We start from the raw sequence: 19177 nt of genomic DNA, 5'->3' as shown, positions 1-19177 counted from the left end.
GACCACGTTCGCGCCCTTCTTCGCGAAGGCGACGGCGGCGGCACGGCCGATGCCGGTGAGTGCCCCGGTGATCAAAACGACGGGCTTGTCCATATCTCGACTCCTTTATAGAGGCGCTGCGGGTCAGACGGCGGTGCGTCCGCCGTCGACCGGGATGACGGCGCCGGTGATGTAGCCGGCGGCCGGCGAGGCCAGGAATGCGATGACGTCCCCGATTTCCTCTGCCTCCGCTGTACGGGACAGAAGCGTGGTCTTTCCCAGGGCCGTGAGGCTTTCCCTCGACGAGCCGCCGGTGTAGGCCGGTCCGGGGGCGATGGTGTTGACCCGGACGCCCCGCGGGCTGTACTCGGCGGCCCAGGAGCGGGTCAGCGAGGTGAGCGCGGCCTTGGTGGCGCTGTAGGCGGCGCCTCCTGCCAGACCGATCTGCCCGGCCATGCTGCCCAGGTTGATGACGACGCCCCTACCGCGCTCGGCCATCTGCGGCGCGATGGCGGCCGTGAGGTAGTACGCCGAGCGCACGTTGGCGTCGAACAGTTCGTCGAAGGTGCCGGGGTCCAGGTCGGCGGTGGGGCCGAACCAGGAGAACCCGGCGTTGTTGACCAGGACGTCAACGTCCCCGGCCGCGGCCGCCAGCTGCCCGATGGCACGGACGTCGGTGAGGTCGGCGGCGAGGAACTCGGCGCTGCCACCGGCGTTCTCGATCTCCTTGACCACCACGGCTCCGCGCTCGGCGTCACGGCCGTGAACCAGGACCTTGTATCCGTCCCGGGCGAGCTTCAGCGCCGCGGCCCTGCCGATACCGGACGTCGCGCCTGTCACCAGGGCGGTGCGGATCTCGGTCATGATCGCTTCCTCTCGATTGATTAGACCGGTCTGTCTTGCTTCTCTTTCAGAGAACCAGGCCGAACCGGTCCCGTCAAGCCATGAACAAGCAGAGACGGCCCTTAGCCTGATAGTTGACTTTTGGAGAAGGTGGCATCTACATTCGGCGAGGCAGCTAGACAGAATGGTCTAATCAATAGATCATGACAGGCGAACGCGCATGAGCGGCACCTTCTTCGGCGCCTCGTTTGACGCCACCGGCGCCGCACGTACAGCACGGTTCTGGGCCGCGGTCCTGGACCGCGAGGTCGCCGACGGGGCCGATGCGTACGATGCCGTCGTGGAGGCTGGCGATCCGAGTGGCGGGCCACGGGCTCGGTGGACCACGTGCGCCTACGTCGAGGGCAACGAGTTCGACCTCATCCCCGGCTGAGCCCCCCACCACCAGAAAACAGGAGAAGACCATGACGACACGGGAACTCAAGATCCGCGGACCCGACCACCCGATCACCATTGAGAAGACGGGTCGGCGCGTCGTAGCGCGCGTCGGCGAGCACGTCGTCGCCGACACCACCAGGGCCCTGACGTTGAGGGAGGCGAACTACCCGCCGGTCCAATACATCCCGCTCGACGACGTCGACCAGACGCTGCTCGCGGCCACCGACACCCGGACGTACTGCCGGTACAAGGGGTGCCGGTAAGAAACGTGTCATGAGCCCCAAACGAGTGTTGCTGCGGGAGCAGCGACCACTTGGGACCTGTACTTCTCGCCGGTCAGTGATGCCAAGAACCCCGGACGGCGGAGGGTTCGCGCGGCGGGTTTGCCGGCTGATTCATTGCTGGAGGGTCTGGCTGCGGTCGATGATGTCCAGGACGGCGTCCCTGATCTGGCCGAAGACGGCGGCGGGCGCTCCTGGCGGCCTTGGCGCGCTTCCTACCTGCGGTGCTGCGGGCGCATCGGCTGGTCACCCCGGGCACCTTGCCGGCATGGCATCGCCGTTTGATCAAACGCTCGTGGACCTATCCTCACCGCCCTGGTCGCCCCGGAACGAGCAAGGAGGTCCGGGATCTGGTCGTTCGCCTGGCACGGGAGAACCCGAGGTGGGGGTATCGGCGGGTACACGGTGAACTGGTTCGGCTCGGCTTGCAGGTCAGTGCAGCGACCGTGCGGCGGATCTTGCGTTCGCGCCGACACGGTCCGGCTCCCCGAAGCCTCGACGCCTTCTGGCGGACGTTTCTACGCCTGCAAGCGAAAGGGCTGCTCGCCTGCGACTTCTTCCACGTTGACACGATTTTCTTGAAACGCCTGTACGTGTTGTTCGTGATGGAAGTGGCGGCGCGGCGCGTGCACGTCCTGGGCGTGACCGCCAGCCCCACTGGCGCGTGGACGGCCCAGCAGGCCCGCAACCTGCTCATGCACCTCGGGTGGAGGGCCGGCTCGTTTCGGTTCCTCATCCGTGATCGGGACGCCAAGTTCACCGACGTCTTCGATGAGGTCTTCGCCGGGGAGGGTGTCACGGTGATGAAGACGCCGCCGCGGACGCCCCGCGCCAACTGCTACGCCGAGGGCTGGGTGCGCACCGTCCGGGCCGAATGCACTGATCGGATGCTGATCTAAGGCCGGATTCAGCGCCGAAAGGTGCTCAGCGGAGCGATCAACGAGTACCACCGAGCAGCCTAGCCGACCCGAAGAAACACCAGTTCAGACCACATGTACGAGTTTTGAAGCGGTACACGTCACCGTCTCCTACGTCGCGCCCGCCCGCGCCGTGGACGCGGCGACCCGGAACGGCCCGCTGTTCGACCTGCGCGCCGAGGCCGGCGGCGTCCACGGAGCCGGCATCGCCTTCCTCGCGCTGCCCGCGACCATGCCCTCACCGTGGAGTGGCAGGGCCTGGACGGCGGGTTGGGCGTCTCCAGCCTCGGCGTCGGGACCGTCGGGCTCGCCGGCACCGTCGAGACCCTGCTGTACGCCTTCTACATGGCCGGACCGGTCACCCTGCATCCGGACGCCGGGACGTTCTCGATGCACTGGCTGAGCGAGCCGCCCTTCGACACCGCCGCCGTGGCCGCCCGCATCGAGCGGATCTACGAGGTCATGTGCGACTTCTTCGGCGAGCCCGAGCCGGGGCACCGGGTGTTCGTCCGCAAGAACCCCTACCCCGGCAATGGCGGCACGGCCCTGCCGAAGTCGTTCACGTTCGGCTGGAGCGAGATCGAGCCACCCACGGTCGAGGAGCTCGCCTCGCTCCTCGCTCACGAGACCGCGCACAACTGGCCGCGGCTGGACGGCGAACACGGCGACATCGCCTGGTACACCGAGGGCACCGCCGAGTACTACTCGATCGTGCTGCCGTACCGGGCGGGGCTCATCGATGAGGCCGTCTACCTCGGGCTGATCAACGAACGGGCCCGCGGCTACTACACCAACCCCCTGCAGATGCTCAGCAACGCGGCGGCCTACGAGCTGTTCTGGCAGGCCCAGCGGGCCCAGCGGGTCCCGTACGGCCGGAGCCTGTTCTACCTCGCCGATCTGGACGCCAAGATCCGTGCGGTGGGTGACCGCAGCCTGGACGACCTCGTGCTCGCCGTCCTCGAGCGGCAGCGAGCCGGTGCGAAGGTCGGCGTCGACGCGTGGCTCGCCCTGGTGGTCGCCGAGCTCGGCGAGGCCGCGCGTGCGGATTTCGCGGCGATGGAGTCGGGGGAGTGGGTCGTGTCGGCGTATGGGGCGTTCGGTCCGGGTACGCCCGCGAGGAAATCCGCGACCACGTGATCGAGCTGGGCTTCGACCTCGCCGGCCTGGAGACCCGCTGCGTCACCGGCCTGGTTGCCGGATCGGCCGCGGAGCGCGCGGGCGTGCGCGAAGGCGACCGCGTTCTCGACGGCCCTGCCGGGTCGCGCGTGATCAAGGGCGGGCTGGACACGGTCTCTCTGACACTCCAGCGCGGCGGCCGGACGTTCGAGGTCATCTACAAACCACGCGGTGCCGAGGCGCGCTCCTACCGCTGGCTCAGCCCATCTTCTTGAGCGTCGGGGTGACGATGGGGTGCCTGTACGACTCCGCTGGCCTCGGGCACCCGCCCACGCGCCCGCTTCCATGTTTAAAGGCGCCTTTCATCCCTTTCTTGGGGGAGCCTCAGCGCGACTCGCGAGGCTCGGTGTGTTCCCATCGAACGGAAGAAGTGGTCTCCATGTTTTCCCGCAAGCTCGCGCCTGCGCTGATGTGTGCGGTGGTCGGACTCTCCGCCGGTTGCGCTGCGTCCCCCTCCGCAACAGCCACGTCCCCCTCCGCAACAGCCACGTCCTCCTCCGCAACAGCCACGTCCTCCTCCGCAACAGGAGGGTACGGCGCACCCCGTGGCGGCGGTCCAGGCTCCGGTGGCGGGGGATCCAACGCCCGGTCCGGACCGGCGGCAGGGGGAGCAGTCGGCACGGTCGGCAGCATGTCCACGTCGAGCTTCGAAATGTCGACGTCAGGAGGTCAGAAGGTGACCATCAACGAGGCGTCCTCCACGACATACAAGAAGGGGACGAACTCAACCTCGGCGAGTGCCGTTGCAACAGGCGAACCCGTCCTCGTCATTGGCACGGTCAACGGAACGACCATTGCGGCCACGCAGGTCATCGTGCAACCGGCTGGCGGCGGATCCGCGAGTTACTCCCCGTCGCAGGTGGTTGCCTTCCAACGCGGTGCACCGTCCGCGTCAAAGCAGGATGGTCAGGTCCCGGCGAACTACACCGAGGGGGACGGGACGATCGCCAGTGGAACGACGGCGAACAAGGCGACGGAAGCTGCGCTGGCCACCTATCCGGGGGGCATGGCAGACCGTGTTGTGCGGCTGAGTAACGGCGAATACGAGGTCCACAACATCGGCGTCAACTGGCCGCACCACGTCTTCGTCAATCAGGACTTCAAGGTCGTGGGCGCCAACTAGCCGCCTGTGCTGTGCCCATACTCCTGCATGGTGATTGACCTGCGGTTCATTCTCTCTCGTCGTGTGCTTCCGTCTACTGTATTTGATCTTCATCCGGGTTGTGGGCTGGTTGATCCTGCCGGCCCGCAGCCGGCCTGGTGATGGCTGGTGAGGTGACAGGAAGCGTCAGCCGCGTGGCGGCATGTTCGATCGTGTGAAGGGCCGACTGCAGACGGGTGCCGGTCGGCATGGGTTCTCCGGTGCCAAGATTCCGGGCGTACTGCGGATGGGAACCGCCCGAAAGCTGCAGCCGCAGTCGGTGCCCGGTGAGCAACCGGTGGGCGCAGGGCGACAGTCGCGCGGTGATGTTCTGGACCTCACCGGCAGCCATGGCGGGGTCGAGACGGACCAAAGTGTCGGTGATGTTGTGTGAGCGACCCTTGGTGTCGACATCGCAGATGCGGATGAAGAGGTCGGCATGGGGGTTGTCCACGCTCACCGACACGTCGACAACAGGGAATCCCTCGAATTCGAGATCAGCGGTCAGCCTCGGTGTGGTGAAGGTCAGGACATCCGGCCGGGCCTCCAGGTCCCCGTTGTTCCGCACCCCGGCGCCGGAGGCGAGCCTGCGGCCGCCGACCGAAGGTGTCGGCTCGCTCGGGTCGAAGCGGAATGCCGACCGCCCGCCCGCCGGGACCGTCGGCCCGAGCAGGCCGTCGTCGTTCGGATACCAGCTCGTCTCGGTGTGGTTCGGTGGCCAGGACGGCGAAGCATGCCAGGTGTCACTGCCGGTGACGAAGGTGTGAACCGGCTGGGGGCGGCCGCGCGGTCCCCGCTCGCCCAGATGCGTGTCCAGCCAGTCCAGGGCTTCGTTGTCGATGACAGCCGACCCCTTGAGAACGTGGGCGACATGAGACCACGGGCCGAGCGTCAACGCGACGTCGACCCCCTGCGACCGCAACGTCTCGTACTGCTGGACGGTCTGTCCGACAAAGACGTCCTGCCAGCCGCCCACGAGCAACGTCGGTGTCCGAACCTGCCGCAGGGCTTGGGTGAAGTCGTAGCGCCGCCAGGTGGGATCGCTCACGTCGGGGTGGTCCAGCCATTCCTGGTACCACGGTGCGCGTCCATGAAGGACGGACTCGGCGGCGTCCGCCATGGGCAAGCTTGCGAACGCGGACTTGAGCTGGTTCGCCCGCTGCCGGTTTCCCGTCAGCTGCTGGAACAAGCTGGGCCGGTCCTCGTTCGGGACGCTGTTGGTGGCGCTCCAGCCCAGGAAGGTCTCCAGCGCGAACGCATCGTTCTCCCAGATGGCTCGGCTGAAGTCGTGCGGTCCCGCCACCATCACGCTCGCCCGCAGTTCCGGCGGCGGGTCGGCCAGCAGGGCCCACTGGGTGAAGGCCACGTACGACATTCCCATCGTCGCCAGGTTCCCGGTGAACCACGGTTGTTCCCGCAGCCAGACGACCGTGTCCTGGGCGTCCTGCGCTTCCCGCACCATCGGCTCGAAGGTGCCGGTCGAGCCGGCCGTTCCCCGGCAGCTCTGCAGGACCACGTGGTAACCCCGCGCGGCGAACGTCGAACCCCAGAGTTGGGCGACCGGGGCGCCCCGGCCATACGGCGTGCGAATGAGGATCGTGCCGCCGCCCGGGTCTGAACCTGCCGGGGCATAGTGATCACTCACCAGCACGAACCCATCCCGGGTCGGCGTCCGCAGCCCCCGCTCAACCACGTACTCGTTACGTTGCTCAGGGAGTTTTCTCAGCCGCCCGAGAAAACGGTCGATCGCGCGGGCGGGGAGCCCGGGTGATGTCTTCATGATGGCTTCCTCGATGGGGGTTTACGGGTGGTTTCCTCGCGAAGCTTCCGCGAGTGCCTCTGACACGGGCAACGGCAGAATGCACCGGTCAACGGCCTTGCGTGCCGTGTGACGGCGCTTGTGCCGTCCTAGGCGGCCTGGTCGGTGGGGCGGATCAGGATCTCGTTGACGGCCACGTGTTCGGGTTGGCTGATGGCGTAGAGGACGGCCTTGGCGATGTCCGCGGACTGCAGCAGGCGCATCGCGCTCATCATGTCCCGGGCGGCGGCCTGCATCGTCGGGTCGGTGAGGTGGCTGAGCAGTTCAGTGGCCACCATGCCGGGTTCGATCACCACCACGCGCACCCCCCGCGTGGTGACTTCCTTGCGCAGAGCCTCGGAAAACGCGTTCACGCCGAACTTTGTCGCGGCATAAACGCCCCCTCCCGCCGATGCCTGCCTGCCCGAGGTCGAGGAGATCTGCACGACGGTTCCTTTGCGCTGGAGCAGATGTGGCAGCGCGGCGTGCGTGGTGTACATCGTGCCGAGCAGGTTGGTGTGCACCATCCTGGCCCACTCCGTGGTGTCCGCCCCGAGAATGGAGCCGTTGAGCATGAGCCCGGCGTTGTTCACCAGGACGTCCAGGCCGCCGAAACGTTCGACGGTGGCGGACACCGCCGCACGGGTCGACTGCTCGTCGGTCACGTCCAGGTCGAGCGTCAGCACCTCGCCTGGTGCCCGCTTCTCGAGGTCGGCCAAACGGTCGGCGCGCCGCGCGCCGACCGCGACGTTCGCGCCGGCCTCGGACAGGGCCAGCGCGGTCGCCTCGCCGATACCCGACGAGGCTCCGGTGACGAGGACGACTTTTCCTTGCAACGAGCGATCCATCCTGTTTCCCCCTTGAGCGCATGACGTGGGGCTCGCCACCAGGCGGTTACCGCCGGCGATGATCTCAAGTCAGTAATGTGACCAATTGGTCATATTAACCATAGCACGAATATGACCGGAGGGTCATGTTCGGCTAGACTTGATGCGACAAGAGGGAGACCCAATGACGAGCTCGTCGGCGGCACGGCCGCCGCGAAGTGACGCCGTACGAAACCGGCAGCTGTTGCTAAGGGCCGCAGCCGAGGCTTTCGCCGAGCAGGGCACCGAGGTGACGATCGCCGAGATCGCGCAGCGAGCCGGGATCGCCAAGGGAACGGTCTTCCGGCACTTCGCCACCAAGGACGACCTGGTTGCCGCGATCATGGGCGAGATGCTCGACAACCTCGTCGCCTCTGGGATGCGGCTGGCCGGTGCCGCGGATTCGGCGGCTGCCCTGCTCGAGTTCATGACCACCGGAATCGAGTTGCTGGCCAGGGACCGCGCGTTGTGCGAGGTCGTCGGGCGCCCCTCGCTGCAGCATCCTGCCGTGCGGGCCGGGATCGACCGGCTGTGCGAGGTCGTGGAGACGCTGACCGACCGAGCTCGGCGGGCGGGTGCCATCCGCCAGGACATCACCGGGCAGGACATCGTGTTGCTGCTGGGTGGCGTGCACCAGACCGCGGCACCGCTGGCGGACGTACAGCCGCAGCTGTGGCGCCGCTACCTCGGGCTGACCTTCGACGGCATCCGGGCCCAGCCCGCCCAGCCGCTGCCGCACCCCCCACCATGCCGGTTCGAGGAGGCCGGCATTCACTGACTCCCGCTGACGACCTCACGGCCCGGTAGCGCGCGCCGACGCGTGATCCGGGGTCGAGGAACCGGCGGACAGCCGTTGGAGCTGAGAAGGATCTTGATCGCGGTGAGCTGAGGCTGCTCCTGGTTGCGAAGCTTCCTCAGCTCGTTGCCCGGTCCCGGCGGCGAGGCACTGATGGACATCGATCCGATCGGCCGCACATGGGGCGAGATCCAACCGTCTGGCCGCCCGCTGGGTCTCAGCCGGTTCCGGAACGCGCTGTGGTGGGGCTGGAACACCGAGGCCGCGGCGCGGGATGGCGTGCTTGGCGGGAGCGTGCCGGTGTTGATTGTCTACGGGGAATACGACACGACGGCGAACGCGACGCCGGACAGCGGCGATCCCCTGCTCACCTTCTCCGTCCCCGCGCTCTACGACGCCATCCCGGGGTCGCACCGGCTGCTGGTGAAGGTGGATTGCGCCGGGCACCAGATCGTGTGGGAAGGCCAGCACAAGAACCTTGTACCGCTTCATAACTCATCGCGGGGTGCTTGAGCTGCGGTTTTGACCTGCGGAGGTGGGACGGGCAAGATCGCGGCTTGTGTCGGTTCGTCTGCTGTATCTGATCGTGGTTCGAGTGTTCGGCTGGCTGACGTCGCTGGGACGTGGTCAGGCGTCCAAGGACGTCGAGCTCATGGTGCTCCGGCATGAGGTGGCCGTGTTAAAAGCGCCAGGTCGCCCGACCAAAGCCGGACTGGGCAGATCGGGCGATCCTGTCGGCGTTGGCCCGCTTCTTGCCGACGGTGCTGCGGGCTCATCGGCTTGTCACCCCGGGCACGGTGTTGGCCTGGCATCGTCGTTTGATCAAACGCTCTTGGACCTATCCTCACCGCTCTGGCCGTCCCGCGACGAGCGCGAACGTTCGGGACCTGGCCGTCCGCCTGGCACGCGAGAATCCGACGTGGGGGTATCGGCGCGTGCACGGTGAGGTGGTTCGGCTCGGCATTCAGCTCAGCGAATCGACCGTACGGCGGATCCTGCGGGCCCGCCGGTCCGGTCCGGCTCCGAGAACCTGAGCTGGGGTTTCGCTGCGCGATCAGGGCGGCGGCTGGGACCATCGCGCCCGATCGCTCATGGGCAGCAACCGCAGTGCGGAAGTCCCTGATGTCTGAGTGGTCAGCTTACGGCTGGAACGGCGGGCTTGGTGTTCGTCCAACCGGTCTTGAACGTCTGCACGCCGGACTTGCCGAGCACCACCTTGCCGTCGTCTTTGAGGTCGGTGTACTGGGCCAGCAGCGTCATGGCGTTGGTGTCCACCAGGAACTGCTGCTTGAGCACCGAGCCCTTGGCCGAGGAGACGGGCAGAGCCAGCTTCTGGCCGGAGCGGCCCAGTGGATCCTTGGCACGGCCGAGGTCGCTGACGCCCTTGGTGGTCTTCAGCACCTGGTAGGCGGCGGCCCTGACCTTGTCCGGCACCGGGTTCGCGTACAGCAGGAGGGCCGGGCGGTTCATCAGGGCTCTGGCCACGGCGACGCGTTGCCGTTCGCCACCGCTCAACGTCGCCGGATAGTTGTCCGCGCGGTGGGCCACGCCGAGCTTTTCGAGGAGGTCGTACGCGCGGGTGCGCGCTTGCCGGGCGGAGCCACCAAGGGCTTCGCCGTCCTGCCGCGCCGCTGGGTGGCCACGCACCCTCGGCCGGCTGATGCTGCACCGCCGCCTGGCCCGCGGCTGCGAGGCCCTGCCCACAAGCTCCGAAGCAATGATCCACATCGCCTGGGGGGCGAACCCCGTACTCGGTGCCGGAGTGCCGCGCCCACCTGGCCGCATTCAGGGCCGCCCGCGATCAAGAAGGCCTGTGGGGAGGGGATTGTCACGTGTCGTGATCAAGCGCATGCTATGTGCTGGCGGTCCGCATCCCGCCGTTGTCCCACACGTCTTACACGAGGGGAGAGCGGTTGTTCCGGCATGCGCTATCCGTAACCGCCACCTGCGCTGTGATCACCGGCCTGGTCTCGGGCTGCGACCAGACCGATTGCACCTCGAATCCGATCGTCAACGCCTACCAGGCCTATTCGCCCCTGGTCTTCGCCGTCCTGCCCGAGGCCATCCCGAAGTCGATCCCGGGCCTCGCGGTCAGTCTCGGTCTGTTCGCGGCGGACGCTCTGGCCAAATACCTCATCGACCACGCGGTGCCGCAGAAGAAGACCTGGCTGCTGATCGAGCAGACGCTCCACGGGCAGCGGAAGACGAGCGTGTTCGAGCTCAACACCGATCACGAGCTCAAGGTCAGCGTGAACAGCACGCAGCTCAAGCACGTGGACCTCTACATCAAAGAGCGAGAGATCAAGCTCGTCATCCCGCCGGGCACCACGGCGAACATCGCCGTCACCGATGCCAAGGATGGCGACGGCGTCGCGGTACGTGGCACCGTTCCAGGCAATCTGGACGGTTCGCAGGACCTGGACACCGGCAGGGTTTTTCAGGACGACCAGCCCGGGGCCCGCACCGCGGACATCTGGATCAAGACTTCGGGCTTCGACCTCGGCCCAAAGCTGATCAACGGAGCGACGGCCGCGGAGTTCACCGGTTCCGGCCGGCCGACGCCCAGCGCGTGCATGTCTACTCCCTCCACGGCCTGGACGGGCAAGCTCCCGTTCTGGGAGGAGGACAAGGACCGCTCCTGGTGCATCAAGACCAACGCCGGGCACTACGGCCTCGCCGTGCCCAAAGTGACCGGCACCTTCTGGGTCGGCCCCACCGAAGACGTGGGCGCCGTCTCCTACCTGCTCTGGGCACAACCCGGCCTCGCTGCGGCCGCTGCCACTCCCGTCCCCGAGCCGGACCACAAGTGCTGACGCAAGCTCTAGGCGAACTGATCGTACCTGGGGTGGTCGACCCTTATTCGCAGGTCAGAGAGCGATGATTTTGTCAGGCAGGTAAGACGCATCGGCCGCCTTGCGGGAAGCCGTGACGATCACTGGCGGTGGCCGGTCTCCGGACGGGGCTGGGCGATCGCCGCCGCAGGCCTCCTCCGTCGGCCCTCGGCACCCTCTCTGTCAGACTGCTGTGATAAATGGGACGTATGAGTCCTTTTGCTGCGAAGCAGGGCGAGATGGGACGATCGAGACAGTGACGATGACCCTCGCCGACCAGGCCGCCTTGACGGGGCAGGATGGTCGGGTGACCGATGAGCAGCCGGCCCGGCCCAAGCGGCGGACGTTCACCAAGGCCTACAAGGCGCGGATCCTGGCCGCCTTCGACGCACTGCCCGAAGGCAGCCCCGAGCGGGGCGCCCTGCTCCGCAAGGAACGGCTGTATCACTCCCACATCGTGCACTGGAGAAAGCAAGCCGAGAATGGAACACTCCCGGCCACGACTGGCCGGCCGGAAAAGAGCGCCGAGTCAGAGGAACTGGCCCGGCTGCGCACCGAGAACAAGAAACTCAAAGCCGACACCGAGAAACTCGAGTCCCGCAACGCGAAACTCACCGGCGAGCTGGGCAAGACCAAAACCGCGCTGGACATCGCGGGAAAAGCATTCGCGCTGCTTCAGGACATCTCAAGCAGCGCGGACTCCGACACGAGGTGAACCGGGTCCTGGACGAGTATTTCCCGGCCCTGGAGAAGTCGGTCGGCACCGTGCGGGCCTGCGCGGTGTTCGGGAAATCCCGGGCCACGGTGCACCGGCACCGCAACCCGCGCCCGCCCGTGCAGGGACCGCGCCGGCCGTTCCACCACCCGGCCGAATTGTCCGACGATGAACGCGAGCAGGTGCTGGCGGTGCTCGGCCCACCGAGAACGGCACCCTGGCCAAAGAATTCATCCAGAACGCCATCGCCGCCAACAACACCCATCGCGCCCCGCTCCATCCACGCCGACACCTCGTGGCGGACCTTCTTACGGTCGCCGGCCAAAGGGCTCCTGGCCTGCGACTTCTTCCATGTTGACACGATCATTCCGAAGCGCTTGTACGTGTTCTTCGTGATGGAGCTCCCCACACGACGCGTCTACGTCCTGGGCGTGACCAGCCACCCGACCGGCGCGTGGACCGCTCAGCAGGCCCGCAACCTCCTGATCGACCTCGGCGAGCGAGCAGCGTCGTTCCGCTTCCTCCTCCGCGACCGGGACGCCAAGTTCACCACCGTCTTCGACGAGGTGTTCGCCGCTGTGGGCATCACGATGCTGAAGACACCGCCGCAGACACCCAGGGCGAACTGCTATGCCGAGCGCTGGATCCGGACGGTACGCGCCGAGTACACCGACCGCCTGCTGATCTACGGCGAACGTCACCCTGCGCGCCGTCCTGAACGAGTACATCGATCGCTACAACGCGCATCGACTCGGCGGAAGAAGCCCCAGCTCAAACCACGTGCGCGAGTATTGACGCCCTTCAGGTTACACGCTTCGCCAGACCCTGCATGAGCTGCACGTCCGCGGCGGTCACAAGCTCGAAGCTCGTCATAGAGCGCCACTGTGTCAGGACTTCGCAAAGCCGTCGAACCGTTTCCGGGGCCGCCGATCGGTCACCGCACCGGCATGGTTCACACGGACTCGGGGAGCCGGCCCACCCAGGTGGTCAGCGCGGTGCGGAGAGCGGCCGTGTCGTTCGGTTGCTCCGTCGCCCAGCAGTAGTAGCCGTCGGGGCGGACGAGGGCCGTGGTGCGGCGGTCGTCGGCCCAGTGCGCGCGTACCACCTGATCAGGAACAGGCACGGCCACGTCCTGCCGGGCGGACGTGATCAGCACGGCCTTGCCGCCGCGCTGCAGTTCGTTCAGCCGCCCCTCCGCCAACAGCCCGTCTGGGGCGCGCCGTCCGACCAGCTTGTGTGCGCCGCGCGGGGCTCGGTAGGCGATGCCGATCCCGGAGATCATGGAGGCCGCCTTGTCGGCCAGCGGCCGGAGGTTGCTGAGGATCGTTCCGGCCGCGGCGCGCAGCAGCCGGGCGGCATACCCGTGCAGCAGCGCCGCGCGTACCAGCATCCCGCTCATCCGCAGCACGAGCTTGCCGACGGCGTGCCGCTCGGTCTGGTAGGTGTCCAGCAGCCGGTCCTCGGCCCCGTCCCGCAGCACGGCCACCAGTTTCCAGCTCAGGTTGGCGGCATCCTGCAGCCCGGTGTTCATGCCCATGGCGCCGGCCGGGGAGTGCACGTGCGCGGCGTCGCCGGCCAGAAAAACCCGGCCGACGCGGTACGCCGGCGCCTGCCGCTCGTCGCTGTGGAACCGTGACTTCCAGCGGACCTCGGTGATGCCGTAGTCGCCGCCGAAGTTGATCCGCAGCAGTTCCTTGAGCTCCTCCACGTCCAGCGGCGCGTTGTCGGGCAGTTGATGGTGCCGGTTCCAGCCCGTCACCCGGTACCAGCCTTCGCCCATCTCAGTGAGCAGCGCGAACCCGTCCGGGACGGCGTTCACCGTGAACGGCCGATCCGGCGCCCGGTCGAGCCTGACGTCGGCCAGGATCAACGAGCTGAGAATCGACTTGCCGGGAAAAGGCAGGCCCAGAGCCGACCGGACGGAGCTGCGCACACCGTCCGTCCCGACCAGGTAGGAAGAGCGGAGCGTGGTGAACGGGCCGTCCGGATCTGCGTCCTTGCCGGCGACCGTCCGGGCCATGACGCTGCCCGCATCCTGGTCCACGCCGACGACCTTGGTTTCGTAGAGGAAGTCGACTCCGGCCTCGCGGGCTCGCCGCTCCAGCACTCGCTCCACCTCGTACTGGGGGATGAACAAGACGAACGGGTAGCGGCTGGGCAGCCGTGAGGGGTTGAGTTGCCCCCGCTCGAACAGCGCCAGCCGGTTGATGGGGTGCCCGATCTTGACGACCTCGTCCGCGATGCCGCGGGCGTCGAACTGCTCGAGTACGCGGGCGTGGACGACCAGGGCGCGGGACAGGTTGCTGATCTTGCGCGGGCGCTCCTCGACGAGGGTGACGGACAGGCCTGCCTCGGCGAGGTCTCCGGCGAGCAGCAGTCCGGTCGGGCCCGCGCCCACGACCAGCACGTCGGCGGCGTGAGTGGGATTAGGGGCGGTGGGTGAGGTTCCAGCCATGTCGGCCTCCTTGAGGTTGAAGTCAACGCTTGTAGGCTTGCTGGGGGGTGCTTTCAGTCACAGACTCGCTGAGGGAGCAGAGCCCTCGCCGCGGCCCATGTCCGGGCGAGCCCGAACTCGGCGAGGCCGCGGATCAGGTCGCGGAAGGTCTCCTCGGTGGCCCCGGCCGACCTGGCCAGCTCCGCGTGCAGACGCATCGGCTGGCCCAGCGTCTGGTAGAAGACATCCACGACCAGGCAGGCGATCGCCCGCTCGCGGACGCTGAGGTACGGGCGCGCCCAGCGCTGGGCCAGCTGGTCCTCGGTGAAGGCGGCCAGTCCCGAGTCCACATCCTCCAAGTCGCGGACGGCGCGGGCCAGCGCCCCGGACAGCGGCACCGGCGTGACCGGGCCGGTGTCCTGCGCCTCGGGCAGGCCGAGCTCGGTCAGGCGCTGGAAGGCGGAAACCAGGATCGGGTAGCCCACGTAGGGGGCCACGTGGCGGTAGAGCTCCCTGATCGCCTCGGGTTCGACCCCGTTGGCCAAGGCCATCTGCACGTGCATGGCGAGCGGGGCGTCCAGGTGGGGGTGGCACAGGTCGGCGGTCAGGCAGACGAAGGACTTCTCGCGCATCGTCAGGTGGGTCAGGCCCCACAGGTTGTGGCCCGCGCCGACGGCGAGCTGGGCGAAGGCGGGGTCGAGTACGGCAAGGGCGTCGGCTCCGGCGAGCTGGGTCATGGTGTGCTCCGTTTCAGGACAGGCCCAGCACACGCAGTCGCAGGGCGTCGAGGGTGTACTGGGGGACGATGCGGCCGAGCGTGCTCATCAGCCGTGACTTCTTGCCGGCCGGGTAGCGGGCGCGTGGCTTGCGCGCGGTCAGGGCGCGCAGGACGGCGGGGTTCGACCTCGTCCTCCAGCTTGTCCACCGCGTCGGTGTGGATCGAGCCGGGTTCGATGAGGACCGCCGCCACGCCGTACGGCTTGAGCTCCATGCGCATCGCGTCGTTGATGGAGCGGATGGCGTGCTTGGAGGAGCACAGCGGGCCGCCGAAGGGCAGGGTGATCCAGCCGCCCACCGAGCCAACCGTGACCACCCGGCCGCGCGAGGCCCGCAACATCGGCAGCATGGCCTGGGTGACGGCCACCTGGCCGAAGACGTTGACCTCGTACTGCCGGCGCAACGCGTCCAGGGGGACGAACTCGACGGGTCCGGTGACACCGATGCCGGCGTTGTTGACCAGGGCGTCGAGATGGCCGAGGCGCTCGGCGGCATCGGCGATCTGCCCGGCGTCGGTGACATCGAGCTTGATCGGGGTGACGGTGGAGCCGAGCGCCTCCCCGTCGGCGTCCTTGCGCACTCCGGCGTAGACGGTGAAGCCCTCGCGGGCCAGCAGGAATGCGGTGGCTCGCCCGATTCCTGTGGAGGCACCGGTCACCAGCACGGTCTTTGACATTGGCTTGCTCCCTTCATCGCTATGCCAACAAGTGTTGACCTAGATCTCCGCAAGGTCAACAGATGTTGGCCTACATTTGTTGGCATAGGATGGCACGAGGACGACGGCGCCCTGTGAAGGAAGGGTGAGCAGCGCCCAGGCACGGAAGGCGGTGGCCAGGATCGCCATCACGATCGTCGAGTAGGTTTGGTTATGGCCCAGACCCTATGAAGATCGCGATGACCACCGCCTCCGTCACGTGACTGATCTGCGTCCGGGACGCATCAGTCAGGTGACGGAGGCGATCCATGAGGACCCTGGGCTAGCGTCGGCGCCATGAAGCTGATCAACGACCATCTGGCCGTCAAGGCTCGCGTGCTACCTCGCACCGGCGACGGCTTCCTCATGCTGGCCGGCGAGGTCGGCGCCTGGCGCGGCTACTTCGCCTCCGCTCCCGCTCAGCTGGCCGCTCGCCTCAAGGCCCTGGTCGTGGGCATCGAGGCGCGCGAGGCGAACGTGTTCCGCGCCGTCCTGCGCACGCCCGGCGAGGGCGACGAGCTACTGACCGCCAGAGGTATGCAGCCGGCGCGCTACGACGTCGTCGTGCTGATCCGCACCGCGTCCGTGGACGACGCGCTGGAGCTGCGTGACAGCGCCGCCTACAAGAAGGTTGCCCAGGCCATGGGCGCCGCGGCGCGCCGCACCCACCAGATCGTCGCGAGCAACGCCGGCCTGCTCGGCGACGTGGACCACAGCCAGGACGATTGTTTCCTGTTCAACTACTTCTACGCTGATGACCGCGAGACCCTGCTGCAGGTGTGGGAGTACACCGCCGGGTGGTTTCAGACCAAGACCGCGCTGCCCAACTCCGCGCTGATGCAGCCGCTGGAGGGTGAGCCCGCCGACTACGGGCTCGTCAACCACGCGAGCTGGCCGAACTGGCGGACCTTCCTGCCCAGCCTGATCTTCCGGCCGACCTTCCGCAGATTCGTGCTGGCCAACTTCAAGGCCAACGGCGTTGCCGCGCAGCCGATCATCTACCGCCGGGTGTGATCTGCCCTCAGATCACGGATGCCAGCCTGGCCAGTTCGGCGCGTGAGGTGACGCCCAGCTTGGGGAAGGCCTTGTACAGGTGGGAGGCGACCGTGCGCGGGCTCAGGAACAGCTGCGCGCCGATCTCGCGGTTGGAGGCCCCCGTGATGGCCAGCCGGACCACCTGCAACTCCTGCGGTGTCAGCACGGCCAGCGGATCTCCGGCACGGGCACGGTCGGGCAGGAAGACCCCGGTGGCTCGCAGTTCGGCGGCCGCGCGGGCGGACCACGGAGCGGCGTCGAGCAGGTCGAAGGCTTCCATGGCGGCTTCGAGCTGAGCGCGCGCCTCGGTGCGCCGCTGCTGGCGGCGTAGCCATTCCCCGTAGACCAGGCGGGTGCGTGCCTCGTCGAAGGGCTGCTCTCCCTCGGCGTGCAGGGCCAGCGCCCGCTCGTACAGGCCTCCGGCCTCGCCGTCCGGGGCGAGCAGTGCACGGGTCCGATGCAGTACGGCAAGCGCTCTGGCGCGGCCGGTGGCCTGTGCCCACTCCGCGTAGCGCCTCAGCTGTTCCCCGGCGCGTTGCGGGACCCCCGCCCGTACGGCGGCCTCGACGTAGTCGGGCCAGGCGTATCGCCTGAGGTACGCGTGACGCTTGGGACCCGTCGCCGCCCGGTCCATCCGCTCGAGCACGGCCTCGTAGCGGCCCGATCCGAGGTCGAGGATCAGGCGCGCGTACTCGGCCCAGCAGGCTCCCGGCATCCACCGGCGATGGTTGGCCTCGCGGATCGCCTGCTCGGCCATCGCCGTGCACTCCTCCTGCGCGCCGGCGACCGCGGACAGCCAGGCGTGTACACCCGTGAGATAGCTGCTCCACAGCGGCTGGCCCACGTCGGAAGCCAGGGCCAGAGCCGCACTCACCGTGCTGCGCGCGGACCGGTGCCGGCCGCTGATGAGCTGGGCGATGGTGAAGACCGTCATGGCCTGGGGCATGCGTCCCAGGCGTCCCTCCGCCCGGCATTCCTCGACGAGCGCGGCCGCGCCATCCAGCATGCCGTCGTGGTCGGCACGGGCGAGCGCCTGGTAGGTGATGAGAACGCGCAGCTCGAACGGGATGCGATCAGCCTGGTCCGGCATACGGTAGGCGAGCGTGGTCACCGCGTCCCCCTCGAGAATCAAGCGGAAGGAGCGGCTGATCGTGCGCACCAAAGCGGGCAGCCCGTCGCCGTCCGGACACAGTTCCTCGGTCCGGCGGGCCAGCGCGAGCTGGTCGGGGTGGGTGGCACTGGCCCAGGCGTAGAAGCCCGCCAGGCCGAGCAGCGACAACCTGACGGGCAGGTCGCCGGCCGCCACGGCCCCCTCGTGCAGCAGCCGGACACCCTCCAGCGGCCGGCCCGCCTCGATCTCCAGCTTCGCTCGCACCTGCGCCAGCTCGGCCAGCACCGACCCCTGCAGCGTCATCACCTCCGCCAACCGCTGCGCCCTGTCCACCAGCTCACCCGCGCGCAGCCACAGGCCCGCCTCGGCCGCGGCCCCGGCCGCCGCCGTCCACCGGCGTGCCGCCTCAGCGGCATCGGCGCTCAGCTCGGCCGCCCGCGCGTAGGCCGCCGACACCGCCGCCTGCCCGCCACGCTGTCGTGCGCGCAGCGCCAGGCTCTCCATCTTCCCGGCCACCTCCTCATCGGGCTGCAGGGTGACAGCGGCCAGGTGCCAGGCTCGCCGGTCGTCATCAACCGCCTCGGCCAGCGCCCGGTGCGCCGCCATCCGCGCGGCGATATCGCAGGCCAGCAGCACCGCGGTACGCACCAGCGGGTGGCGGAAGGCGACACCCCCCGGGCCCACCCGGACCAGGCCCGCCCGCTCGGCCTCGGCGAAGTCGACCAGCGAGGCGCCCAGCAGGCCGGCCGAGCGCGCGAGCACGCCCAGCTCGGCGCGGTGGTCGAGGGCCGCCACCAGCAAGCACGAGCGGGTGGCGCCGGGCAGCGCCGCGACCCGGTCACGGAAGCCGGCCAGCACCCGGTCGGTCACCGGCTCCGCCGTACCGAGGAAGAACGACAGCGGATCGAGGGCACCCCTGCGCTGCTCGGCGCTCAACATCCGGGGCAGCTCGACCAGCGCCAGCGGATTGCCCCGAGCCTCGGCGACCAGCTGCTCGCGCACCGCCGGCGGCAGGTCTCCCGCCTGCTCGGCGATGAGCTGCTCAGCGGCCTCGGAGTCCAGCTTCCCCAGCCACAACTCGGGCAGCCGCCTCGCGGGGAAGTTCCCATCGCCCTCCCGCGAGGCGAACAGGACCGCGACAGGCTCCTCATGCAGGCGCCGTGCGGCGAACTGCAGCGCGTCGGCCGACTCGCCGTCCAGCCACTGCGCGTCGTCCACCAGGCACACGACCGGACCCGCCGCCGACAACTCCACGAGCAGGCTGAGCGTCGCCAGCCCGACGAGAAAACGGTCTCCCCGGGTCACGCCGCCCAGGCGACCACGCAGGCCACGCAGACCTCGACTC

At 68.3% G+C, this 19177-nt stretch carries 22 protein-coding genes and 1 pseudogene; 14 read left to right on the top strand and 9 right to left on the bottom strand.

The genetic code is table 11. The features are described 5' to 3' along the window. Positions 1-93: SDR family NAD(P)-dependent oxidoreductase (locus tag ACFPZ3_RS25840; RefSeq protein WP_379516808.1), on the bottom strand; the 93-nt coding region annotated here is incomplete at its 3' end. Between the two features lie 30 nt (positions 94-123). Continuing rightward, on the bottom strand, positions 124-843 hold the full coding sequence (locus tag ACFPZ3_RS25835) for an SDR family NAD(P)-dependent oxidoreductase (RefSeq protein ID WP_379516803.1): 720 nt from the start codon (positions 841-843) through the stop codon (positions 124-126). Positions 844-1042: 199 nt separating this feature from the next. Here ACFPZ3_RS25835 and ACFPZ3_RS25830 point away from each other — a divergent pair, with 199 nt between their 5' ends. The 7 genes and pseudogenes from ACFPZ3_RS25830 to ACFPZ3_RS25800 all read left to right on the top strand — a co-directional run bounded on the left by ACFPZ3_RS25830 (position 1043) and on the right by ACFPZ3_RS25800 (position 4757). Then, complete coding sequence (locus ACFPZ3_RS25830) at positions 1043-1255, top strand: hypothetical protein (RefSeq protein WP_379516802.1); 213 nt, start codon at positions 1043-1045, stop codon at positions 1253-1255. A 31-nt stretch (positions 1256-1286) separates the two neighbouring features. Further along, positions 1287-1523, top strand: coding sequence for a DUF427 domain-containing protein (locus ACFPZ3_RS25825; protein ID WP_379516801.1), 237 nt, complete (start codon positions 1287-1289; stop codon positions 1521-1523). A gap of 242 nt (positions 1524-1765) precedes the next feature. Further along, positions 1766-1990: pseudogene (locus tag ACFPZ3_RS25820) on the top strand (helix-turn-helix domain-containing protein); the annotation flags it as partial. A 129-nt stretch (positions 1991-2119) separates the two neighbouring features. Next, the gene (locus ACFPZ3_RS25815; RefSeq protein ID WP_379516809.1) at positions 2120-2440 is read left to right on the top strand and encodes a hypothetical protein; all 321 of its coding nucleotides are present in this window, start codon (positions 2120-2122) and stop codon (positions 2438-2440) included. Between the two features lie 261 nt (positions 2441-2701). Continuing rightward, positions 2702-3595: a M61 family metallopeptidase gene (locus ACFPZ3_RS25810; RefSeq protein ID WP_379516800.1), complete on the top strand. Its 894-nt coding sequence runs from the start codon at positions 2702-2704 to the stop codon at positions 3593-3595. Continuing rightward, positions 3592-3849 (top strand): hypothetical protein, encoded by a 258-nt coding sequence (locus ACFPZ3_RS25805; protein WP_379516799.1) that lies wholly within the window; start codon positions 3592-3594, stop codon positions 3847-3849. Before ACFPZ3_RS25810 ends, ACFPZ3_RS25805 begins: the two co-directional genes overlap by 4 nt. Before the next feature lie 461 nt (positions 3850-4310). Next, a complete protein-coding gene (locus ACFPZ3_RS25800) occupies positions 4311-4757 on the top strand; it encodes a hypothetical protein (protein ID WP_379516798.1) in 447 nt (148 codons plus the stop codon). 73 nt (positions 4758-4830) lie between these two features. Here the strand turns inward: ACFPZ3_RS25800 and ACFPZ3_RS25795 are convergent, their stop codons facing one another. Both ACFPZ3_RS25795 and ACFPZ3_RS25790 read right to left on the bottom strand, forming a co-directional pair. Next, the gene (locus ACFPZ3_RS25795) at positions 4831-6555 is read right to left on the bottom strand and encodes a CocE/NonD family hydrolase (RefSeq protein ID WP_379516797.1); all 1725 of its coding nucleotides are present in this window, start codon (positions 6553-6555) and stop codon (positions 4831-4833) included. 128 nt (positions 6556-6683) lie between these two features. Beyond that, entirely contained in the window at positions 6684-7421 is a 738-nt protein-coding gene (locus tag ACFPZ3_RS25790; protein WP_379516796.1) for an SDR family NAD(P)-dependent oxidoreductase, read from the bottom strand. A gap of 163 nt (positions 7422-7584) precedes the next feature. Here ACFPZ3_RS25790 and ACFPZ3_RS25785 point away from each other — a divergent pair, with 163 nt between their 5' ends. The 3 genes from ACFPZ3_RS25785 (at position 7585) to ACFPZ3_RS25775 (ending at position 9269) form a co-directional block, all read left to right on the top strand. Continuing rightward, positions 7585-8217, top strand: a complete 633-nt coding sequence (locus ACFPZ3_RS25785; protein ID WP_379516795.1) for a TetR/AcrR family transcriptional regulator — start codon at positions 7585-7587, stop codon at positions 8215-8217. Positions 8218-8388: 171 nt separating this feature from the next. Further along, positions 8389-8748, top strand: coding sequence for a hypothetical protein (locus ACFPZ3_RS25780; RefSeq protein ID WP_379516794.1), 360 nt, complete (start codon positions 8389-8391; stop codon positions 8746-8748). 248 nt (positions 8749-8996) lie between these two features. Next, on the top strand, positions 8997-9269 hold the full coding sequence (locus tag ACFPZ3_RS25775) for a helix-turn-helix domain-containing protein (RefSeq protein WP_379516807.1): 273 nt from the start codon (positions 8997-8999) through the stop codon (positions 9267-9269). Between the two features lie 100 nt (positions 9270-9369). Here the strand turns inward: ACFPZ3_RS25775 and ACFPZ3_RS25770 are convergent, their stop codons facing one another. Then, positions 9370-9882, bottom strand: coding sequence for an ATP-binding cassette domain-containing protein (locus ACFPZ3_RS25770; RefSeq protein ID WP_417629167.1), 513 nt, complete (start codon positions 9880-9882; stop codon positions 9370-9372). Between the two features lie 305 nt (positions 9883-10187). Here ACFPZ3_RS25770 and ACFPZ3_RS25760 point away from each other — a divergent pair, with 305 nt between their 5' ends. The 3 genes from ACFPZ3_RS25760 to ACFPZ3_RS25750 all read left to right on the top strand — a co-directional run bounded on the left by ACFPZ3_RS25760 (position 10188) and on the right by ACFPZ3_RS25750 (position 12614). After that, entirely contained in the window at positions 10188-11048 is an 861-nt protein-coding gene (locus tag ACFPZ3_RS25760; RefSeq protein WP_379516793.1) for a hypothetical protein, read from the top strand. Positions 11049-11322: 274 nt separating this feature from the next. Continuing rightward, positions 11323-11781, top strand: coding sequence for a hypothetical protein (locus tag ACFPZ3_RS25755; protein ID WP_379516792.1), 459 nt, complete (start codon positions 11323-11325; stop codon positions 11779-11781). Beyond that, positions 11778-12614 (top strand): hypothetical protein, encoded by an 837-nt coding sequence (locus tag ACFPZ3_RS25750; protein WP_379516791.1) that lies wholly within the window; start codon positions 11778-11780, stop codon positions 12612-12614. Before ACFPZ3_RS25755 ends, ACFPZ3_RS25750 begins: the two co-directional genes overlap by 4 nt. 119 nt (positions 12615-12733) lie before the next feature. Here the strand turns inward: ACFPZ3_RS25750 and ACFPZ3_RS25745 are convergent, their stop codons facing one another. From ACFPZ3_RS25745 to ACFPZ3_RS25735, 3 genes are read right to left on the bottom strand one after another with little or no spacing between them, the layout of a single operon-like run. Further along, positions 12734-14236, bottom strand: a complete 1503-nt coding sequence (locus tag ACFPZ3_RS25745) for an FAD-dependent monooxygenase (RefSeq protein WP_379516790.1) — start codon at positions 14234-14236, stop codon at positions 12734-12736. Positions 14237-14289: 53 nt separating this feature from the next. Continuing rightward, on the bottom strand, positions 14290-14952 hold the full coding sequence (locus ACFPZ3_RS25740) for a carboxymuconolactone decarboxylase family protein (RefSeq protein ID WP_379516789.1): 663 nt from the start codon (positions 14950-14952) through the stop codon (positions 14290-14292). Beyond that, a complete protein-coding gene (locus ACFPZ3_RS25735) occupies positions 14949-15668 on the bottom strand; it encodes an SDR family oxidoreductase (protein WP_379516788.1) in 720 nt (239 codons plus the stop codon). Before ACFPZ3_RS25735 ends, ACFPZ3_RS25740 begins: the two co-directional genes overlap by 4 nt. Positions 15669-15983: 315 nt before the next feature. Between ACFPZ3_RS25735 and ACFPZ3_RS25730 the strand changes: the two genes are divergently transcribed. Beyond that, complete coding sequence (locus ACFPZ3_RS25730) at positions 15984-16700, top strand: hypothetical protein (protein WP_379516787.1); 717 nt, start codon at positions 15984-15986, stop codon at positions 16698-16700. A 7-nt stretch (positions 16701-16707) separates the two neighbouring features. Here the strand turns inward: ACFPZ3_RS25730 and ACFPZ3_RS25725 are convergent. Further along, positions 16708-19177, bottom strand: a 2470-nt coding sequence (locus ACFPZ3_RS25725) for a LuxR C-terminal-related transcriptional regulator (RefSeq protein ID WP_379516786.1), incomplete at its 5' end; no start/stop codon positions are given.

The organism is Nonomuraea insulae (genome assembly GCF_042656245.1).
The sequence above is the reverse complement of the archived record's forward strand: the minus strand, read 5'-3'. Positions and strand labels throughout refer to the sequence as shown.